We start from the raw sequence: 14,648 nt of genomic DNA, 5'->3' as shown, positions 1-14,648 counted from the left end.
AAATAACTTTATAGAATAATAATTCAATGTCATTTGATTAATTTGGCAAAAAACACTTTTTTTAATATTTAAAAAGAATAATATTTTGTAATTTTGTAGTTAAATCATCGCTCAAAGAATAATATTTTGTGGAAAATTTAGACAAAAAGGATTTGCAACTGCTGAGATTGCTGCAAGAGGACGCGAAACTCACCGTTAAAGAATTGGCGCAGGCGGTAAATTTATCTCCTTCTCCTGTTTTTGAAAGAGTAAAAAGATTGGAACAAGAGGGGTACATTAGGAAATACCGTGCGATTTTAAACGCTGAGAAATTGAATAAGGGATTTATTGTTTTTTGCCAAATTAAATTAAAACAGCATGAGCGTTCAGTCGGGAATGATTTTGTGAGGGATATTGAAGCTTTGGATGAAATTGTGGAATGCTACAATATCTCGGGAGATTTTGATTTTCTGCTAAAAGTGCAGGTGATGAATATGAAACATTACCAAGATTTTGTGTATAATAAACTGGGGTCGCTAAACTCCATCGGGGGAACGCACAGTACATTTGCAATGGCAGAAATCAAAAATACCTTTGGAATCCATTTTTAGGTTTAAGTTGAAGTTTGCCAAGAAAGAATAAAGAGAAATTAGGAGTTTTTTTGCAAAAACAGTGATTGGGCGAGCGTTATATTTTTTTTAAGGCTTAAATTTTTTATTACAAAATATTCTCTATCTTTTCAGTTGGGCGAGCGATGACGGCTTTGTTTTCATGAATCAAAATCGGTCTTTGAATCAGTTTTGGGTTTTCTGCCATGGCTTGTAAAATTTCATCTTCGGTCAAATTCTTTCCTTTGAATTCCTTTTTCCAAATTTCTTCATTGGTTCTCACTAGTTCCAGTGGAGATGTAAATCCTAATTTACCTACAATATTTTTCAATTTTTCTACTGATATGCCTGTTTTCAAATATAAAATCGCTTCATGCGGAATTTGCTTGTTTTCTAAATACTGTTTTGCTTCTCTACTCTTGCTACAGTGTGGGTTGTGATAAATTTCAATCTTTTTTTCCATCATTTTTTTTTAAGGCTTAAAAAATTTTCGGTGGTAATGATTAATAATAAATCTAAAAAATAAAATGCAGGTTTTAAAGAAGTCTTAAACCTGCATTTCTTTGAAGTCTTTTTTATTATTCTTCTTCAAAATCGTCTTCTTCGTAAGCTGAAATTTCTCCTTCGAAGAATTCATAAGCATCATCTAGTAAATCTTTCACTTGATTTTCCAAGTCTGCTTCCTCGTCGTCGATATCGTCAAACCATTCAATTTCATCAGTATTTACATTAACCAAAAATCTTGGAAATTCGGTATGTAATACAAATGCGTCTTCAAAATCTGAGTTATCTGCTAATAAAAATTTAGGTAATTCCATAGTTTTAATTTTTTTATTGAGTAAAAATAAGCTTTATTTATGATTTTGCAATATAAATCGTCGACTTAATTGGTAAAAACGGAATAATAAAAATATGGCTGCAAATGTTAGCCCTAAGCCTAGCCCAATCCACATGCCAAATGCGCCCATTTCTTGCTTTACCGTTAGATAATAGCCCAGCGGCAAGGCTAAGCCGAAATAGGCAAAGAACGTGATGAATGCGGGGACATTCACATCTTCCATTCCGCGCAAAACCCCCATGCATACGACTTGAATTCCATCTGATAACTGAAATAATGCTGCTACAGACATTAGTCCTGCGGCGATTTGAATCACCTGATTATCATCTACATAAAATTTAGGTAGCTCGTAGCGAAAAATCACAAAAGATAATCCACATAAAAACATGAATGCTACCACCATATAAATTGCGGACCAGCCAGCGCCTTTTAGTTCTGTGTAATTTTTTAAGCCTTTTTGGTTGCCTACCCTTATGGTTGCTGCTACGCCCAATCCCGTGCAAATCATAAATGTGGTACTGGCTAAATTTAGAGCGATTTGATGTGCTGCTAACTGCTCTTTGCCTGCTAACCCGCAAATAAAAGAGGCTAATCCAAAGGCTGATACTTCAAAGAACATTTGTAATGCACTCGGCGCCCCGAGTTTAATCAGTTTTTTGATGATAAAATAGTGTAGTTTTTTTAACTTAACTTGCAATAAGTAAAAACGTGATTTTGTGTTGTACCACATCGCAAATAGTAGAGAAAAAATCATGATAATTCTAGAAAGTAATGTCCCATAAGCGGCTCCTTCTACTTCTAGCCGTGGCATTCCCCAGTTTCCGTAAATCAGCATGTAGTTAAATACAATATTCATGAGGTTTGCAATAATTGTGGCTATGGCGACTGTCTTCGTTAGTGATAAGCCTTCTGAAAGCTGACGTAAAGACTGGAATATGATGAGAGGTAGCATTGAATATGTGACAATGCGCAGGTAGGGCAAGGCTTGTTCTACGACTTCGGGTGGTTGCCCCATACTCCTCATAATCGGTGCTACAAAAAATAACACAAGCATGAGAAAAATTGTTAGCCCGATGTTTAAAAGCGAGCCATGCGTAAAAACCCGCACAACTCGTTGTGTATTCCCTCTAGCATCGGCTTGTGCTATGAGTGGTGACATCCCAAAGGTAAAGCCTAAGCACGTCACCATGAGAATAAAAAAGAGTGAGTTCCCTAAGGCTACAGCACCTAGTGCCGTAGTGCCTAGCTCAGGATTCTGAACTTCATCCCAAGTGGAACCCAGCCCGCCCACCATCACATTATCGGCTATATTTACCAATATTTGCCCTGCCTGCGAAAGCATTACTGGCCAGGCTAGATGGAAATTTTTTTTCAGATGTTCTTGAAGTGTCAAAAGAGAAAACTTATTTTACAAAATCTTCAACGTCTTGCTCTGTAATGGGGTTATTTCCCAAAATTACTAAACGTTCTACCACATTACGCAATTCTCTAATATTGCCAGTCCAATCTTTATTTTTCAGTTTTTCAATAGCTTTTTTATGAAAAGATTTGGGTGCTTTGCCTTGTCCTTCTGCAATTTTTTGGGCAAAATGTTCTATCAGCTCAGGGATATCTTCTTTTCGGTCGTTCAGTGCAGGGACAGGAATTAGAATAACTGCCAAGCGATGGTACAAGTCTTCTCTAAACTTCCCATTGGCTATTTCTTTCTTTAAATTTTTATTCGTAGCAGCTAAAACTCTCACATCTACTGAGATTTCTTTATCTCCGCCCACACGAGTAATTTTCTTTTCTTGCAACGCACGGAGCACTTTTGCTTGTGCCGAAAGGCTCATATCACCAATTTCATCAAGAAATAAAGTTCCTTTATTGGCTTGCTCGAATTTCCCTGCTTTATCTTTATGCGCTCCTGTGAAGCTTCCTTTCATATGGCCGAATAGCTCGCTTTCTATCAACTCTGCAGGTATAGCTGCACAATTCACTTCTACCATCGGCATTTTGTTTCGGTCACTTTTCTCATGAATATGGTGTGCGACTAGTTCTTTCCCAGTCCCATTGGGGCCAACGATGAGTACGCGCGCATCGGTTGCCGCAACCTTATCTATCATCTCTTGAATTTCCTGTAGATGCTGAGAGCTACCCACCATTTCATACTTATCGCTCACTTTTCTTTTCAAGGCTTTGTTTTCCTCTTGCAAAGATTTATTTTGGGTAATTAAGTTTTTCCTATCTAAAGCGTGACGCACGCTATTGAGCAAGCGATTTAAATCTGGTGGCTTCTGAATGTAGTCGTAAGCTCCTTTCTTTATGCACTCTACAGCTGTTTCGATGTCTCCGTGCCCAGAAATCATGATGAACGTAAGATCTGGATTGATGTCTAAACCTAGTTCTAAAACTTCTAAACCATCTTTTACTGGCATTTTGATATCACAAAGCACCAAATCATAGTTTATTTCTTTGATTTTTTCGAGAGCGATTCCTCCATTTTCAGCTTCATCAATCTCCCATTTTTTGTTCTCATCTTTTAGAATATTGGCTAAAACATTTCGGATAGCCTGTTCGTCTTCTATGATTAATATTTTCATGATATTATTTAGCATGCACCCAAAGTTAATGAAACTTATAATTTCAAAAAAAAATTAAAAGGCATATTAAAATTAAACCTATCTGATTTTAGTTTTTAATTGATTAAAAACTAAAACCTTAACAGGTAATTTCTATATACCTTTTTTTTATTTTTTTTTAAGGCTTAAAAATTTTTATAAATCCCTTAGCATTTAAATTAAAGCCCTGATTTTTCTTTCTAGATAAAATTCTCTATTTTCCCTTTCCCTTCTCTTATGATTTCATAGTTACCATCGCCTTGGCTTAGGTCTACCACGCTACTGGCCTCTAGCCCACCAGTGCCGCTATCTATAATGATATCGACTAAATTATCATATTTTCTACGGATGAGTTCTGGGTCGCTATAATATTCTTTATCTTCTTCGTCTGCCACTAGAGATGTTGATGCTATCGGGCTACCCAATGCTTCTACTATTGCATGAGAAACTTTGTGATCGGGGACACGAATTCCAACGGTTTCTCTTTTTTTGTAATAGCTGGGTAATGAATTATTTGCATTCATCAGAAATGTGAACGGCCCTGGCAGAGCTCTTTTTAGCAATCTGAATGTTGTGTTGTCTATCGGCCGTGTAAAAGTTGACAAGTGACTCAAATCATTGCAAACGATTGAAAACTGAGATTGTTCTAATTTCAGCCCCTTTAGCCTAGCTAATTTTTCCATGGCTTCTGCATTAAAAATATCACAACCTAAACCGTAAACCGTGTCTGTAGGGTAGATGATAACTGCTCCTTTTTTCAATGCGTCAACCACTTGCTCTATAGCTCTATTGTGGGGATTTTCTGGATGAATTTTTAATACTTTTGCCATAATAAATTGTTTTTAATATGAACTTAAAGTTAATAAATTGTTTCGTATCTACCCGAACAATCTACGAATTATAATAGATTTTTTTAAAGCCTTTAAAAATTCTTTAAGAAAATTTCTAAAGGCTTAAAAAAATTAAGGCTTAAAAAAATTGGTCCTTTGAGTCCATTTGGTAAGATTCTGTTTAAATTTCACTTTGCACTATTCTCATTATATTTTCCATCAATTCCTCTTGTGATACGTTGCTATTGTCTATTTCTATCGCATCATCGCATTTTACCAAAGGTGAATTTTCTCGCCCAGAATCCAGCTCATCTCGCTGAATGAGATTCGCCTTCACTTCTTCTAGTGTTGTTTCACTTTTGTCTTCCATTTCATTGAATCGGCGTTGCGCACGCACTTGGGCATCGGCTGTGATGAAAAGTTTCAAATCTGCTTGCGGGAAGACAACTGAACCAATGTCTCGCCCATCCATCACGATATTATGATTCCATGCCAATTGGCGTTGCTGCTCGACTAGAAAAGAGCGAATTTCGGAGATTTTAGCTACGTAACTCACTAAATTTGTGACAGAAATGCTTCTGATTTCATTTTCTACATTTTGGCCGTTGAGGTATATTTCATTTCGATTTTCACTCTCATTGTAGCGGAATGTGATTTGGATTTCATCCAAATGATTTACGATTTGTAAGGCATTCTCTTTATCATTTTCACTAATGATGTTTTCTTGTATTCCGTATAAAGTTACGGCACGGTACATCGCACCAGTGTCCACATGCAGAAAGTTTAATTCTCTAGCAATCGCTTTGGCAATTGTACTCTTCCCAGTAGATGAGAATCCGTCAATCGCGATTATTTTTCCTTTCTCCATATTCCTAGTTTTTTGAGCTTTGACTTCACTGTTGAAAAAATTGAACTAGATTTTTTGATTCCGATTTCATCTATATACGTCTTTGAACTTTCTCCCACCTCGGGGTCTCGGTAAACTCCTTGCCGAATGTTTTCATCAAGCATAAGTAATTCTTCTTCTTTATCTTCAAATAATTTATTCAGTACTGCATTTTTATGCCTCAAGACGTAATCTTTGTTCCATTGAGCATATTTATTGGGCCTAATTTTATAATTATTCTCCAAACCGTATACATAAGTAAACGTTGCGCCAAATAGTAGAATCAATGTGGTGTAGTTAATCCAAATCATGATGAAAATGATGATACTTGCCGTGCCAAATCCCGAGCTGGGGTCTGCTACAGAAAAATAATAGCTAAGCAAGTATTTCCCTAAGTTGAATAGTAGTGTAGTGACTAAACCTCCTATCCACACCATTTTCCATGGGATTTCGACATCTGGCAAAAACTTGTAAACCAAGGAGAATAGCACACAAATAATGACAAAACTCAGTACAATATCCCCGATATTGAGCAAAAGTGTCCATTCTCCACCGATGTAAAATTCTAGTGAATCCTTGAAGCTAGAAAGCACCGAAGAGCTAATCACCGTGATGAGTAACAAAAGAGTGATAATCAAAATTAGCATCATCCCGTTGAGCCTGACTGTGATTAAATGTAAAATGCCACTATTGGGTTTGACCTCCACATTCCACTGATGATTAAGCGTCTGCTGAATTTGGAAGAATAAAGTTGTCGCACTAAAGATTAATGTTCCGATACCGATGACCTGAACGTACCACTCCGAATATGGGTCTAGGTAAGCATTTTGAATTAAATTCTCTATAAATTCTGCTGACTTTAGCCCCATCATATTTTGAATCTTCTCTACCACTTGACCTTGCATTGCTTTCTCGCCATAGAATTGCCCCAACGTCCAGATAATCATGATTAAAAGTCCTGGCAGAGATAATATTGCATAATAAGAAATGATAGCACTTTGCCTGAAGGGGTCATTCTCAAACCAAACAAGAAAGGTTCTTCTTATAACTTCCCAGCATTTAAGTAGAAATTGTTTCATTATTCGTTTTTTCTCTTCAATTTTTATTTAAGGCTTAAAAAATTTTATTCCTTTTCTTCTTTAAATTCCAGCGAAATAGAGTTAACACAATAGCGCAAACCTGTCGCGGTAGGCCCATCGGTAAAGACGTGCCCTAGATGCGAACCACAATTTCCACACAGAATTTCCATACGCATCATTCCGTGAGATTTATCCAAGCGTTCTACAATTTTGCCTTTTGCTATCGATTTATCAAAACTCGGCCAGCCGCAGTGTGACTCAAATTTGCTATCACTACCAAAAAGTTCTTCACCACAAGCCTTACAGGTATAGATGCCTTCTTCAAAATGAAGATTAAACTTCCCCGAGTGCGGACGTTCTGTCCCTGCTTCTCGCAATACATAATATTCTTCTTCGCTCAATTGCTTTCGCCATTCTGTTTCTGATTTCTGAACCTGATAGGTTGGCTGTTCTTTCACTTTCAATATGTTTTCTGATTCTTTTTCTTGAGAATTACAAGATATAAATATTAAAGTTAGAAATAAAAATAAATATCTCATCTTAATGTACTTCTAAATTTGAATAATACTGAAAAGCGGCTTCAATTACCTCTTTCTCGGCGGCAATAGATTGAGAATCACATTCCCCAATCTTATCTAAAAGCATAAATTGAATTTCACCGTTTTCATTCTTTTTATCTTGTAACAGGTAATTTTTAATTTCCGCATACGTTGGTAAATTTCGTTTGGGGAAAAATTTTAATAAGCCTTTAGAAATTTCTTCCAATTCTTCACTGCTCAATTTATTTTTCTCGGCTGAGATATAAGCTTCTAAAATCAAACCTATCGCCACCGCTTCGCCATGTAAAAGCGCTTCTTCCCCGTTGATTAAGTGATTTAAATAAGCATCTATATTTTGATTGAGAAAATAAGTTTCTATGGCATGCCCCAGCGTGTGCCCAGCGTTTAGAATTTTTCTCAACCCCTTCTCTTTGGGGTCTTCAGCCACCACTTTTCTTTTTATTTCCACTGAAGATTGAATGTACGGGGCTACGTTATCAGGTGTTAAACTTTTTAATGCCACCAAATTCTGCCAATGCTTTTTATCTCGAATTAAGCCATGCTTGAGCATTTCGGCAAAACCTGAGTTTAATTGGTTTTGAGGTAAAGTTTCAAGAAATTCTGGCGAAATCAGAACCATCTCTGGCAAACTAAACGTCCCAATTTGATTTTTTAAGCCTTTAAAATCAATGCCTGTCTTCCCGCCTACAGAGGCATCGGCCATTGCCAGCAAGCTGGTCGGGATATTAATGAATGTAATGCCTCGCTTAAACGTAGAAGCTGCAAAACCACCCAAATCAGTCACCACTCCACCGCCGAGATTGATTAGCAAAGAATTTCGGTCTAAATTCAAATCCAACATTCCGCCCCAGACGTCAGCCACGTTGCCTATCTGCTTTGCAGACTCACCTGCAGGAATTTCTAAAAATGTAGCCGCATCTAAATCTTTGCACCGCTCTAGAACTAGTGGCAAACAATGAATTTGCGTGTTTTCATCAACCAAAAAAGTGATTTTCCCTTTATAATCTTTAATAAAATCATTGAGAATCGTAAAAATATCTTCAAAATATATGAGTGATTGTTTCATAAAAAGTTCTTAGCCCTAATTTCAATTTTTTCAGATGGATTCTTTCAATTTACAAATCTATCGGGATGAAAAGCAAAATGCAAACTAAAGTTTTAAAAATCAAAAACTTAAAACAAAATGTATAAGAATATTTCTAAATTTAAAATAAGTTCTTAATCACAAATTTAAAATAATCTCAACAAATCAATCATAAAATTTTCTTTACAATATGGAATTTCTATTGATAATAATTTAACTTTGTGTAACTATGATGATGATTTATGAAAATTTTTGAAAATACTAAAATTGCTTTTCAAAGTAAGAATAACTACGAGCTGAGACGTGCTCATCTGTTGTTTAAGGCAGTAAATATACCTGCTTTGGTTAATTTCAGCGAATGGTTTCTGCCCTTTGCTAAGCATATCCCAGGGGTGAAGACTTTAATCAAGAAAAGTATTTTTGCACATTTCTGCGGCGGCGAAACACGAAAGGAATCACTGGAAACAGTAGAAAAACTTCATGAAAAAAAGATAGGTAGTATTTTAGATTATTCCATCGAGGGAAAGGAAGAAGAAAGTGCGTATGATAATTGTTTTCAAGAAATTAATGAAATTATTTTTCTTGCAAAAGACAATCCTGCTATTCCCTTTGTAGTTTTCAAACCGACGGGCTATGGGAGTATTCACGTTTATGAAAAAGTTGGTTTGAAAGAAAAATTAACTGAAAAAGAACAAATCGCTTGGGAAAACATTCAAAAAAGATACTTTGAAACCTGCAAAAATGCGTATGAAAATGATGTTTTATTAATGATTGACGCTGAAGAAAGCTGGATGCAAGATGCGGTAGACGAGCTGGTGACAGAGATGATGAAAATCTTTAACCGAGAGAGGTGCATCATCATCAACACACTACAAATGTACCGCCATGACCGTTTGGAGTTTTTGAAAAATCAATACGAAGAAGCTGAGAGAGAGAATTACTTTTTAGGCTATAAAGTCGTACGTGGCGCCTATATGGAAAAAGAACGTGAACGTGCGCTAGAGAAAGGTTATCCTTCCCCTATACAGCCAGATAAACAATCGACTGACAATGACTACAACGCTGCAATAGATTTCATTTTTCATCGCCAAGATAGGATTTTGCTCTTCGCTGGTACGCACAATGAGCTAAGCTGCTTCCAACTAAAAGAAAAATTAGAGAAATCTGAAAATCCAAAAACGCAACAAGTTTGGTTTGGGCAACTTTTGGGAATGAGTGATAACATTAGCTACGTATTGGCTGATTTGAATTTTCATGTAGCTAAATATGTTCCGTACGGGCCAGTGAATGATGTGCTGCCTTACTTGATTCGGCGAGCTAAAGAAAATACTTCGGTTGCGGGGCAATCAGGCAGAGAATTAATACTGATAGAAAAGGAATTGAAGAGAAGAAAACAGGAAAACCCGTAGGGAATTTCAGTTAAAGTTATAGTTTTCACAAAAATTTGCGATCTCTCAATATGTTTATGCTCTAAAGAAACTCAAACAGGTTAAAAAATAAATCCTGTTTAAATAAATACATTACGGGTATTTCAAAAAAAAATAATATCAATATGGGTCTACATCAAAGTCAATTTTTACTGAACGAAAGGCTTTGATTTGCATCAATTGCTGATAAGCTTCATTCAGCAGAAGTTTCACCTTTTTGGGCGACTGTTGATTGTGGATTTTTAGTAAGATATGGAATCTGTATTCATTATTGAGTCGCGAAATGTATGGTGCTTCTGGCCCAAGTAAACATTGGGAGCTAAATTTACCCTGTAGCATTTGTTTAAAATAATGTGCTGCTTTTTGCACTTTTTCTTCTTTTTTGTGCCGAAATCGAATTTCGATCAAGCGTACAAATGGAGGGTAAAGAAAATTTTGACGTTCGGCTAAAATTTGCTCAGCCATAGCATTATAATCCATTTCCGTAGCCATTTTCAAGACAGGATGATGAGCCTCAAAAGCCTGAATTTGTACTAAACCTCGCTGATTCCTTCGCCCTGCACGACCTGCTACTTGAACAATTCTTTGGAAAGCTCTTTCGTGTGCACGAAAGTCAGGGAAATTCAATAAATTATCGGCTCGGATTATTCCAACTAAATTCACATATTCGAAATCTAAACCTTTGCTCACCATTTGCGTGCCAATCAGCAAATTAATTTCTTTTTGCTCAAATGCTTCAATCAACTTCTCGTAGGCAAACTTTTTACGCATACTATCTACATCCATACGAGCAATCTTCTGCTCAGGGAAAATGCTTAAAGCTTCTTTTTCAATTTGTTCTGTCCCCACGCCTTTCGTTTCCAATTCCACACTTTTGCATTGGTAGCAATGTTGGGGTTTAGCTTGTTTATGCCCACAGTAGTGACATTTCAATTCCAGCGAAATATTGTGTAACGTCAGAGCCACATCACAATTGGGGCAATAGGGAGTAAAACCACAACTAAGACATTCAATGACTGGAGCATAGCCACGGCGGTTCTGAAAAAGGATTACCTGTTTATCTGCTTCGAAACTATTTTTCATGGCAAGAATCAAAGTTTTAGAAAACTGCCCCGTCATTTCATTTCGGTGAAAAGCTTTGCGTAAATCAATGATTTCCATTTTAGGTGGCTGCACGTTTCCGAACCTTACATTTAGGGAAACGTAACCGATTTTCCCCTGCTTGGCGGCATGATAAACCTCTAGGCTTGGTGTTGCAGAACCCAAAAGTAAATTTGCTTTGTTCTTAGAGGCCAAAACACGAGCAACATCACGAGCGTTATAAAATGGTGTTATATCCTTTTGTTTTAGTGCAGATTCGTGCTCTTCATCTACGATAATAAGCCCTAAATGCTGAAGAGGCAAAAAAAGTGCTGAGCGAGGCCCAATGATTATTTTATATTTATTTTCTAAGGTTTCATTCCAAATTTCAACTCGTTGATTTTGATTCATTTTAGAATGATATACCCCGACTAATTCACCGAATTTCTTTTGAATCCGCTGTGTGAGTTGTGTTGTCAAACCAATTTCAGGTAATAGGAAAAGGGTTGTTTGATTTTTCTGGAGCATTTGCTCGATGAGCTTAAAGTAAATTTCAGTTTTGCCCGATGAAGTTACGCCGTGAAGTAAAACGGTGTCAAAATTTTTAAAGCCTTTTAAAATTCCATCAAAAGCCTGCTGTTGCTCAGGTGAAAGCTTCTCAATGCTTTCAATATTTTCTTCATAAAGTTGATTTCGCCGCGTTTGGTCTTCAAAGATAGAGATAAGTCCTTTTTTCTCCATACTGCGCAGTGTGGCATGACTTCCCCCATAATCTTTGATGAAATTGGCCGCTTTTACAGGATTTTCTTCACTAGCTTTCAGCTGTATGAGTTGCAAGAAAAGCTCCCGTTGCTTGGGCGATCTGTCGAGCAATTCAAAAGCTTCTTTAGAATCTTCACTGTTTAAATCAATATTTATCTTAATATAATTTTCAATTTTGGGCGTATACTTTTCAATTAATTTTTCATCCAAGCGAACTTGCCGAGCATCTAGGAGCTCCTTGAGTACTTTTAATACATTTTTTTGATGAATTAATTTTGATACCTCATCTACAGAAACAATATTTTTATTTTTTACGGCTTGTAAAATTTCTTGCGCTTCGGCACTTAATTCCGCATCCTCGGGCAATTCATTTTCAATCCAACGAATGTACGTATCGCTTTCTAGCTTCAAAGCCGTGGGGTATACATTTTTATACACCTCGCCCAGTGAACACATATAGTAACTAGCCACCCATTCCCAAAGCTCAATCTGTTGTGGCAGAAGGCTCGGCGTATCTTCTAAAATGGCATCGATGGGTTTTGTTTTGTAAGTTTCTGGCTCGTTGGTGTGGAAGGAATGAATAATCCCTGTGTAAATTTTTCGCTGCCCAAAGGGTACGGAAACGCGTTGCCCAATCTGTAGGTAGTCTTGCCAATCGCTGGGGATTCTGTATGTGAAAGTCCCTGGCAAGGGTACGGGGAGAATGATTTCGGCAAAAAGTTTTGGTTGCATAGCGATGAATGGTTGAAATTTTTTAAGCCTTAGAAAATTTTGTTCAAAAAAAATCTGTTTTTAAAAGTTTTAAAACAAATTTACCAAATAATAACGACTATTAATTGAAATCTATAAAGGTTAAAATGAAACATCTTTCGAGCGTTAAGCTATCGTGTTTAGACGTGATTTATGTTCTATTTGAGTAATCCCTTTGGCATGTATTTTGATTTTTTTGGAAGTGAAAATCGATTAAACCTATGATATTGAATAAAATAACACCCATCGCTTTGATATTAATGATGACCAGCTGTACGGTTACACCTTTGGCAAATAATTCTAATGAGAATGATGATCAACGCATTGTGGTGTCTACAGATAAAAGTGAATGGAATGGGAGCTTTAAAAATGATTTAGAAAAAGCTTTGAAAAATAAACTGGGTTTATTGAATGAAAAAACGAATGTAAATAACTTTACACACATGACTACTGAACGCAAAAGTGTGGATGGTGAAGCATGGGTTTTCATGAATTTCTATACCCAAGATGATAAGATGTATCGTACTAGGATTGAAGCCAATAAAATAAAAAATGATGAAATTCTAAAGCTTCAGAACTTGAAGTCAGCAACTTTGATTGGAGTTATCCCGATAAAAAATCGTACGAATGAATATTTTTTTCAAGCTTTTGAAAATTTGAGATTTTAATAATGAGTACTCGTAATCATCAAACTCAGGTTACTGCATCACTTTATTACTTTCTTTTATACCGTCAATCTCAATTACCTTTTACCGATTATTAAAAACTTATCTCAAAATTTTTTAAGGCTAAAAAAAAATTTCACTTCAATTTCTTGAAGTGAAATTTTTGTTCTTATTATCAAAAATTTATCTTTCACTCATTGGGAGGTAATCACGTGTAGTGGCTCCAGTATAGATTTGCCTTGGGCGTCCAATTGGCTGATCGGTCTGACGCATTTCTTTCCATTGAGCAATCCAGCCTGGTAATCTGCCTAGAGCAAACATTACAGTGAACATTTCTTTTGGTATCCCCAAAGCTCTATAAATAATACCAGAATAGAAGTCAACATTAGGGTATAATTTTCTTTCAATAAAATACTCATCCTTCAATGCTACTTCTTCCAAGCCTAATGCTATATCTAAAACTTCATCATCTATTCCTAATTGTTCTAAAACGTCATCTGCTGCTTTTTTGATGATTTTAGCACGAGGATCCATATTTTTATAAACACGGTGACCAAAGCCCATTAATCTAAATTCATCATCTTTATCCTTCGCTTTATCAACCCATTTTTGGAGACGACCGCCCCCTGTTTTTATGGTTTCAAGCATTTCAATAACGGCCTGATTTGCACCACCGTGGCGAGCTCCCCATAAAGCACTAATTCCTGCAGAAATTGAAGTGAATAAGCCTGCATGAGACGAGCCTACTAACCTAACGGTAGATGCAGAGCAATTTTGCTCATGGTCTGCATGTAAGATTAAAAGTTTATCAATCGCATCTACAATCACTGGATTGACTTTAAAATCCTTTTTCTGATTGGAGAACATCAGTTGACAAAAATTCTCTACATAGCCTAAACTTGGGTCACTTTCTGATATTGGCAACTCTTTACTTAATCTATAGGTCCAAGCTGAGAGAATAGGGAATTTTGCTAATAATCTTGTTACTGCATGAAACATGTCTGCAGCATGCGCCACGTCAACTACCTTCGGATTGAATGCAGTGAGAGAGCCCGTTAAAGAAGCTAGAACCCCCATGGGGTGGGCAGTACTGGGGAATCCATTTAAAATTTTCCTAACTCTATCATTTACAAAGCTATAATCTTTTAAACTTGCTTTGAATTTTTCTAATTCTACCTCTGTTGGCAACTCGCCGTATAATAATAGATATTGTACTTCTACAAAACTTGACTTCTCAGCCAATTGTTCTATAGGGTAGCCTCTATACATAAGCTTTCCTTGCTCTCCATCTAGATAAGTGATTTTGCTTAAAGTACTTCCAGTATTTTTATAGCCTGGGTCTAAGGTTATTAAACCACTATCCAAACGCAAGGAAGAAATATCAATCCCTTTATCTCCCATCGTACCTTCGATAACAGGGTATTCATATTCCTTCCCTTGATAAATTATTTTAACTGTTTCTGACATAAATTTAAAATTGATTTTTTATAACCTCCTAAA

14 protein-coding genes are annotated in these 14,648 nt (G+C 36.4%); 3 read left to right on the top strand and 11 right to left on the bottom strand.

Annotated elements, in window-relative coordinates:
• Positions 1–128: 128 nt before the first annotated feature.
• Entirely contained in the window at positions 129–590 is a 462-nt protein-coding gene (locus tag D5J18_RS04440) for an Lrp/AsnC family transcriptional regulator (RefSeq protein WP_119057810.1), read from the top strand.
• Positions 591–696: 106 nt separating this feature from the next.
• On the opposite strand, the gene arsC is transcribed toward D5J18_RS04440, so the two are convergent.
• From arsC to aroB, 9 genes are all read right to left on the bottom strand, one after another.
• Complete coding sequence (gene arsC, locus D5J18_RS04435) at positions 697–1,053, bottom strand: arsenate reductase (glutaredoxin) (protein WP_260377485.1); 357 nt, start codon at positions 1,051–1,053, stop codon at positions 697–699.
• Positions 1,054–1,165: 112 nt separating this feature from the next.
• Positions 1,166–1,405 carry a DUF8828 family protein gene (locus D5J18_RS04430; protein WP_119057808.1) on the bottom strand — a complete coding sequence of 80 codons (240 nt, stop codon included), beginning with the start codon at positions 1,403–1,405 and terminating at the stop codon, positions 1,166–1,168.
• Between the two features lie 33 nt (positions 1,406–1,438).
• On the bottom strand, positions 1,439–2,818 hold the full coding sequence (locus tag D5J18_RS04425; RefSeq protein ID WP_119057807.1) for an MATE family efflux transporter: 1,380 nt from the start codon (positions 2,816–2,818) through the stop codon (positions 1,439–1,441).
• A 10-nt stretch (positions 2,819–2,828) separates the two neighbouring features.
• Positions 2,829–4,010, bottom strand: a complete 1,182-nt coding sequence (locus D5J18_RS04420) for a sigma-54-dependent transcriptional regulator (RefSeq protein WP_119057939.1) — start codon at positions 4,008–4,010, stop codon at positions 2,829–2,831.
• A gap of 215 nt (positions 4,011–4,225) precedes the next feature.
• Positions 4,226–4,855: an L-threonylcarbamoyladenylate synthase gene (locus D5J18_RS04415; RefSeq protein ID WP_119057806.1), complete on the bottom strand. Its 630-nt coding sequence runs from the start codon at positions 4,853–4,855 to the stop codon at positions 4,226–4,228.
• Between the two features lie 181 nt (positions 4,856–5,036).
• On the bottom strand, positions 5,037–5,723 hold the full coding sequence (gene cmk, locus D5J18_RS04410; RefSeq protein ID WP_119057805.1) for a (d)CMP kinase: 687 nt from the start codon (positions 5,721–5,723) through the stop codon (positions 5,037–5,039).
• Positions 5,705–6,820, bottom strand: coding sequence for a YihY/virulence factor BrkB family protein (locus D5J18_RS04405; protein ID WP_119057804.1), 1,116 nt, complete (start codon positions 6,818–6,820; stop codon positions 5,705–5,707). Before D5J18_RS04405 ends, cmk begins: the two co-directional genes overlap by 19 nt.
• Before the next feature lie 44 nt (positions 6,821–6,864).
• Positions 6,865–7,278 carry a peptide-methionine (R)-S-oxide reductase MsrB gene (gene msrB, locus D5J18_RS04400; RefSeq protein ID WP_375730844.1) on the bottom strand — a complete coding sequence of 138 codons (414 nt, stop codon included), beginning with the start codon at positions 7,276–7,278 and terminating at the stop codon, positions 6,865–6,867.
• Between the two features lie 82 nt (positions 7,279–7,360).
• The gene (gene aroB / locus D5J18_RS04395) at positions 7,361–8,446 is read right to left on the bottom strand and encodes a 3-dehydroquinate synthase (RefSeq protein ID WP_119057802.1); all 1,086 of its coding nucleotides are present in this window, start codon (positions 8,444–8,446) and stop codon (positions 7,361–7,363) included.
• A gap of 260 nt (positions 8,447–8,706) precedes the next feature.
• Here aroB and D5J18_RS04390 point away from each other — a divergent pair, with 260 nt between their 5' ends.
• Positions 8,707–9,873: a proline dehydrogenase family protein gene (locus D5J18_RS04390; protein WP_119057801.1), complete on the top strand. Its 1,167-nt coding sequence runs from the start codon at positions 8,707–8,709 to the stop codon at positions 9,871–9,873.
• A gap of 138 nt (positions 9,874–10,011) precedes the next feature.
• Here D5J18_RS04390 and priA read toward each other — a convergent pair whose 3' ends face one another.
• Positions 10,012–12,465 carry a replication restart helicase PriA gene (priA, locus tag D5J18_RS04385; RefSeq protein ID WP_119057800.1) on the bottom strand — a complete coding sequence of 818 codons (2,454 nt, stop codon included), beginning with the start codon at positions 12,463–12,465 and terminating at the stop codon, positions 10,012–10,014.
• 239 nt (positions 12,466–12,704) lie between these two features.
• Here priA and D5J18_RS04380 point away from each other — a divergent pair, with 239 nt between their 5' ends.
• Entirely contained in the window at positions 12,705–13,151 is a 447-nt protein-coding gene (locus D5J18_RS04380) for a hypothetical protein (protein WP_119057799.1), read from the top strand.
• 180 nt (positions 13,152–13,331) lie between these two features.
• Here D5J18_RS04380 and D5J18_RS04375 read toward each other — a convergent pair whose 3' ends face one another.
• Positions 13,332–14,615, bottom strand: a complete 1,284-nt coding sequence (locus D5J18_RS04375; RefSeq protein WP_119057798.1) for a citrate synthase — start codon at positions 14,613–14,615, stop codon at positions 13,332–13,334.
• Positions 14,616–14,648 lie beyond the last annotated feature (33 nt).

Origin of the sequence: Candidatus Ornithobacterium hominis (assembly GCF_900538215.1) — a bacterium.
Lineage (GTDB): Bacteria > Bacteroidota > Bacteroidia > Flavobacteriales > Weeksellaceae > Ornithobacterium > Ornithobacterium hominis.
Note: the sequence above shows the minus strand (reverse complement) of the source record. Positions and strands in the feature narration are given on the sequence as shown.

Coding starts and splice junctions, on each gene's coding strand:
- aroB (WP_119057802.1), bottom strand. CDS start 8,446: ATGAAACAATCACTCATATATTTTGAAGATATTTTTACGATTCTCAAT.
- D5J18_RS04415 (WP_119057806.1), bottom strand. CDS start 4,855: ATGGCAAAAGTATTAAAAATTCATCCAGAAAATCCCCACAATAGAGCT.
- arsC (WP_260377485.1), bottom strand. CDS start 1,053: ATGATGGAAAAAAAGATTGAAATTTATCACAACCCACACTGTAGCAAG.
- cmk (WP_119057805.1), bottom strand. CDS start 5,723: ATGGAGAAAGGAAAAATAATCGCGATTGACGGATTCTCATCTACTGGG.
- D5J18_RS04390 (WP_119057801.1), top strand. CDS start 8,707: ATGAAAATTTTTGAAAATACTAAAATTGCTTTTCAAAGTAAGAATAAC.
- D5J18_RS04380 (WP_119057799.1), top strand. CDS start 12,705: ATGATATTGAATAAAATAACACCCATCGCTTTGATATTAATGATGACC.
- D5J18_RS04405 (WP_119057804.1), bottom strand. CDS start 6,820: ATGAAACAATTTCTACTTAAATGCTGGGAAGTTATAAGAAGAACCTTT.
- D5J18_RS04375 (WP_119057798.1), bottom strand. CDS start 14,615: ATGTCAGAAACAGTTAAAATAATTTATCAAGGGAAGGAATATGAATAC.
- priA (WP_119057800.1), bottom strand. CDS start 12,465: ATGCAACCAAAACTTTTTGCCGAAATCATTCTCCCCGTACCCTTGCCA.
- D5J18_RS04430 (WP_119057808.1), bottom strand. CDS start 1,405: ATGGAATTACCTAAATTTTTATTAGCAGATAACTCAGATTTTGAAGAC.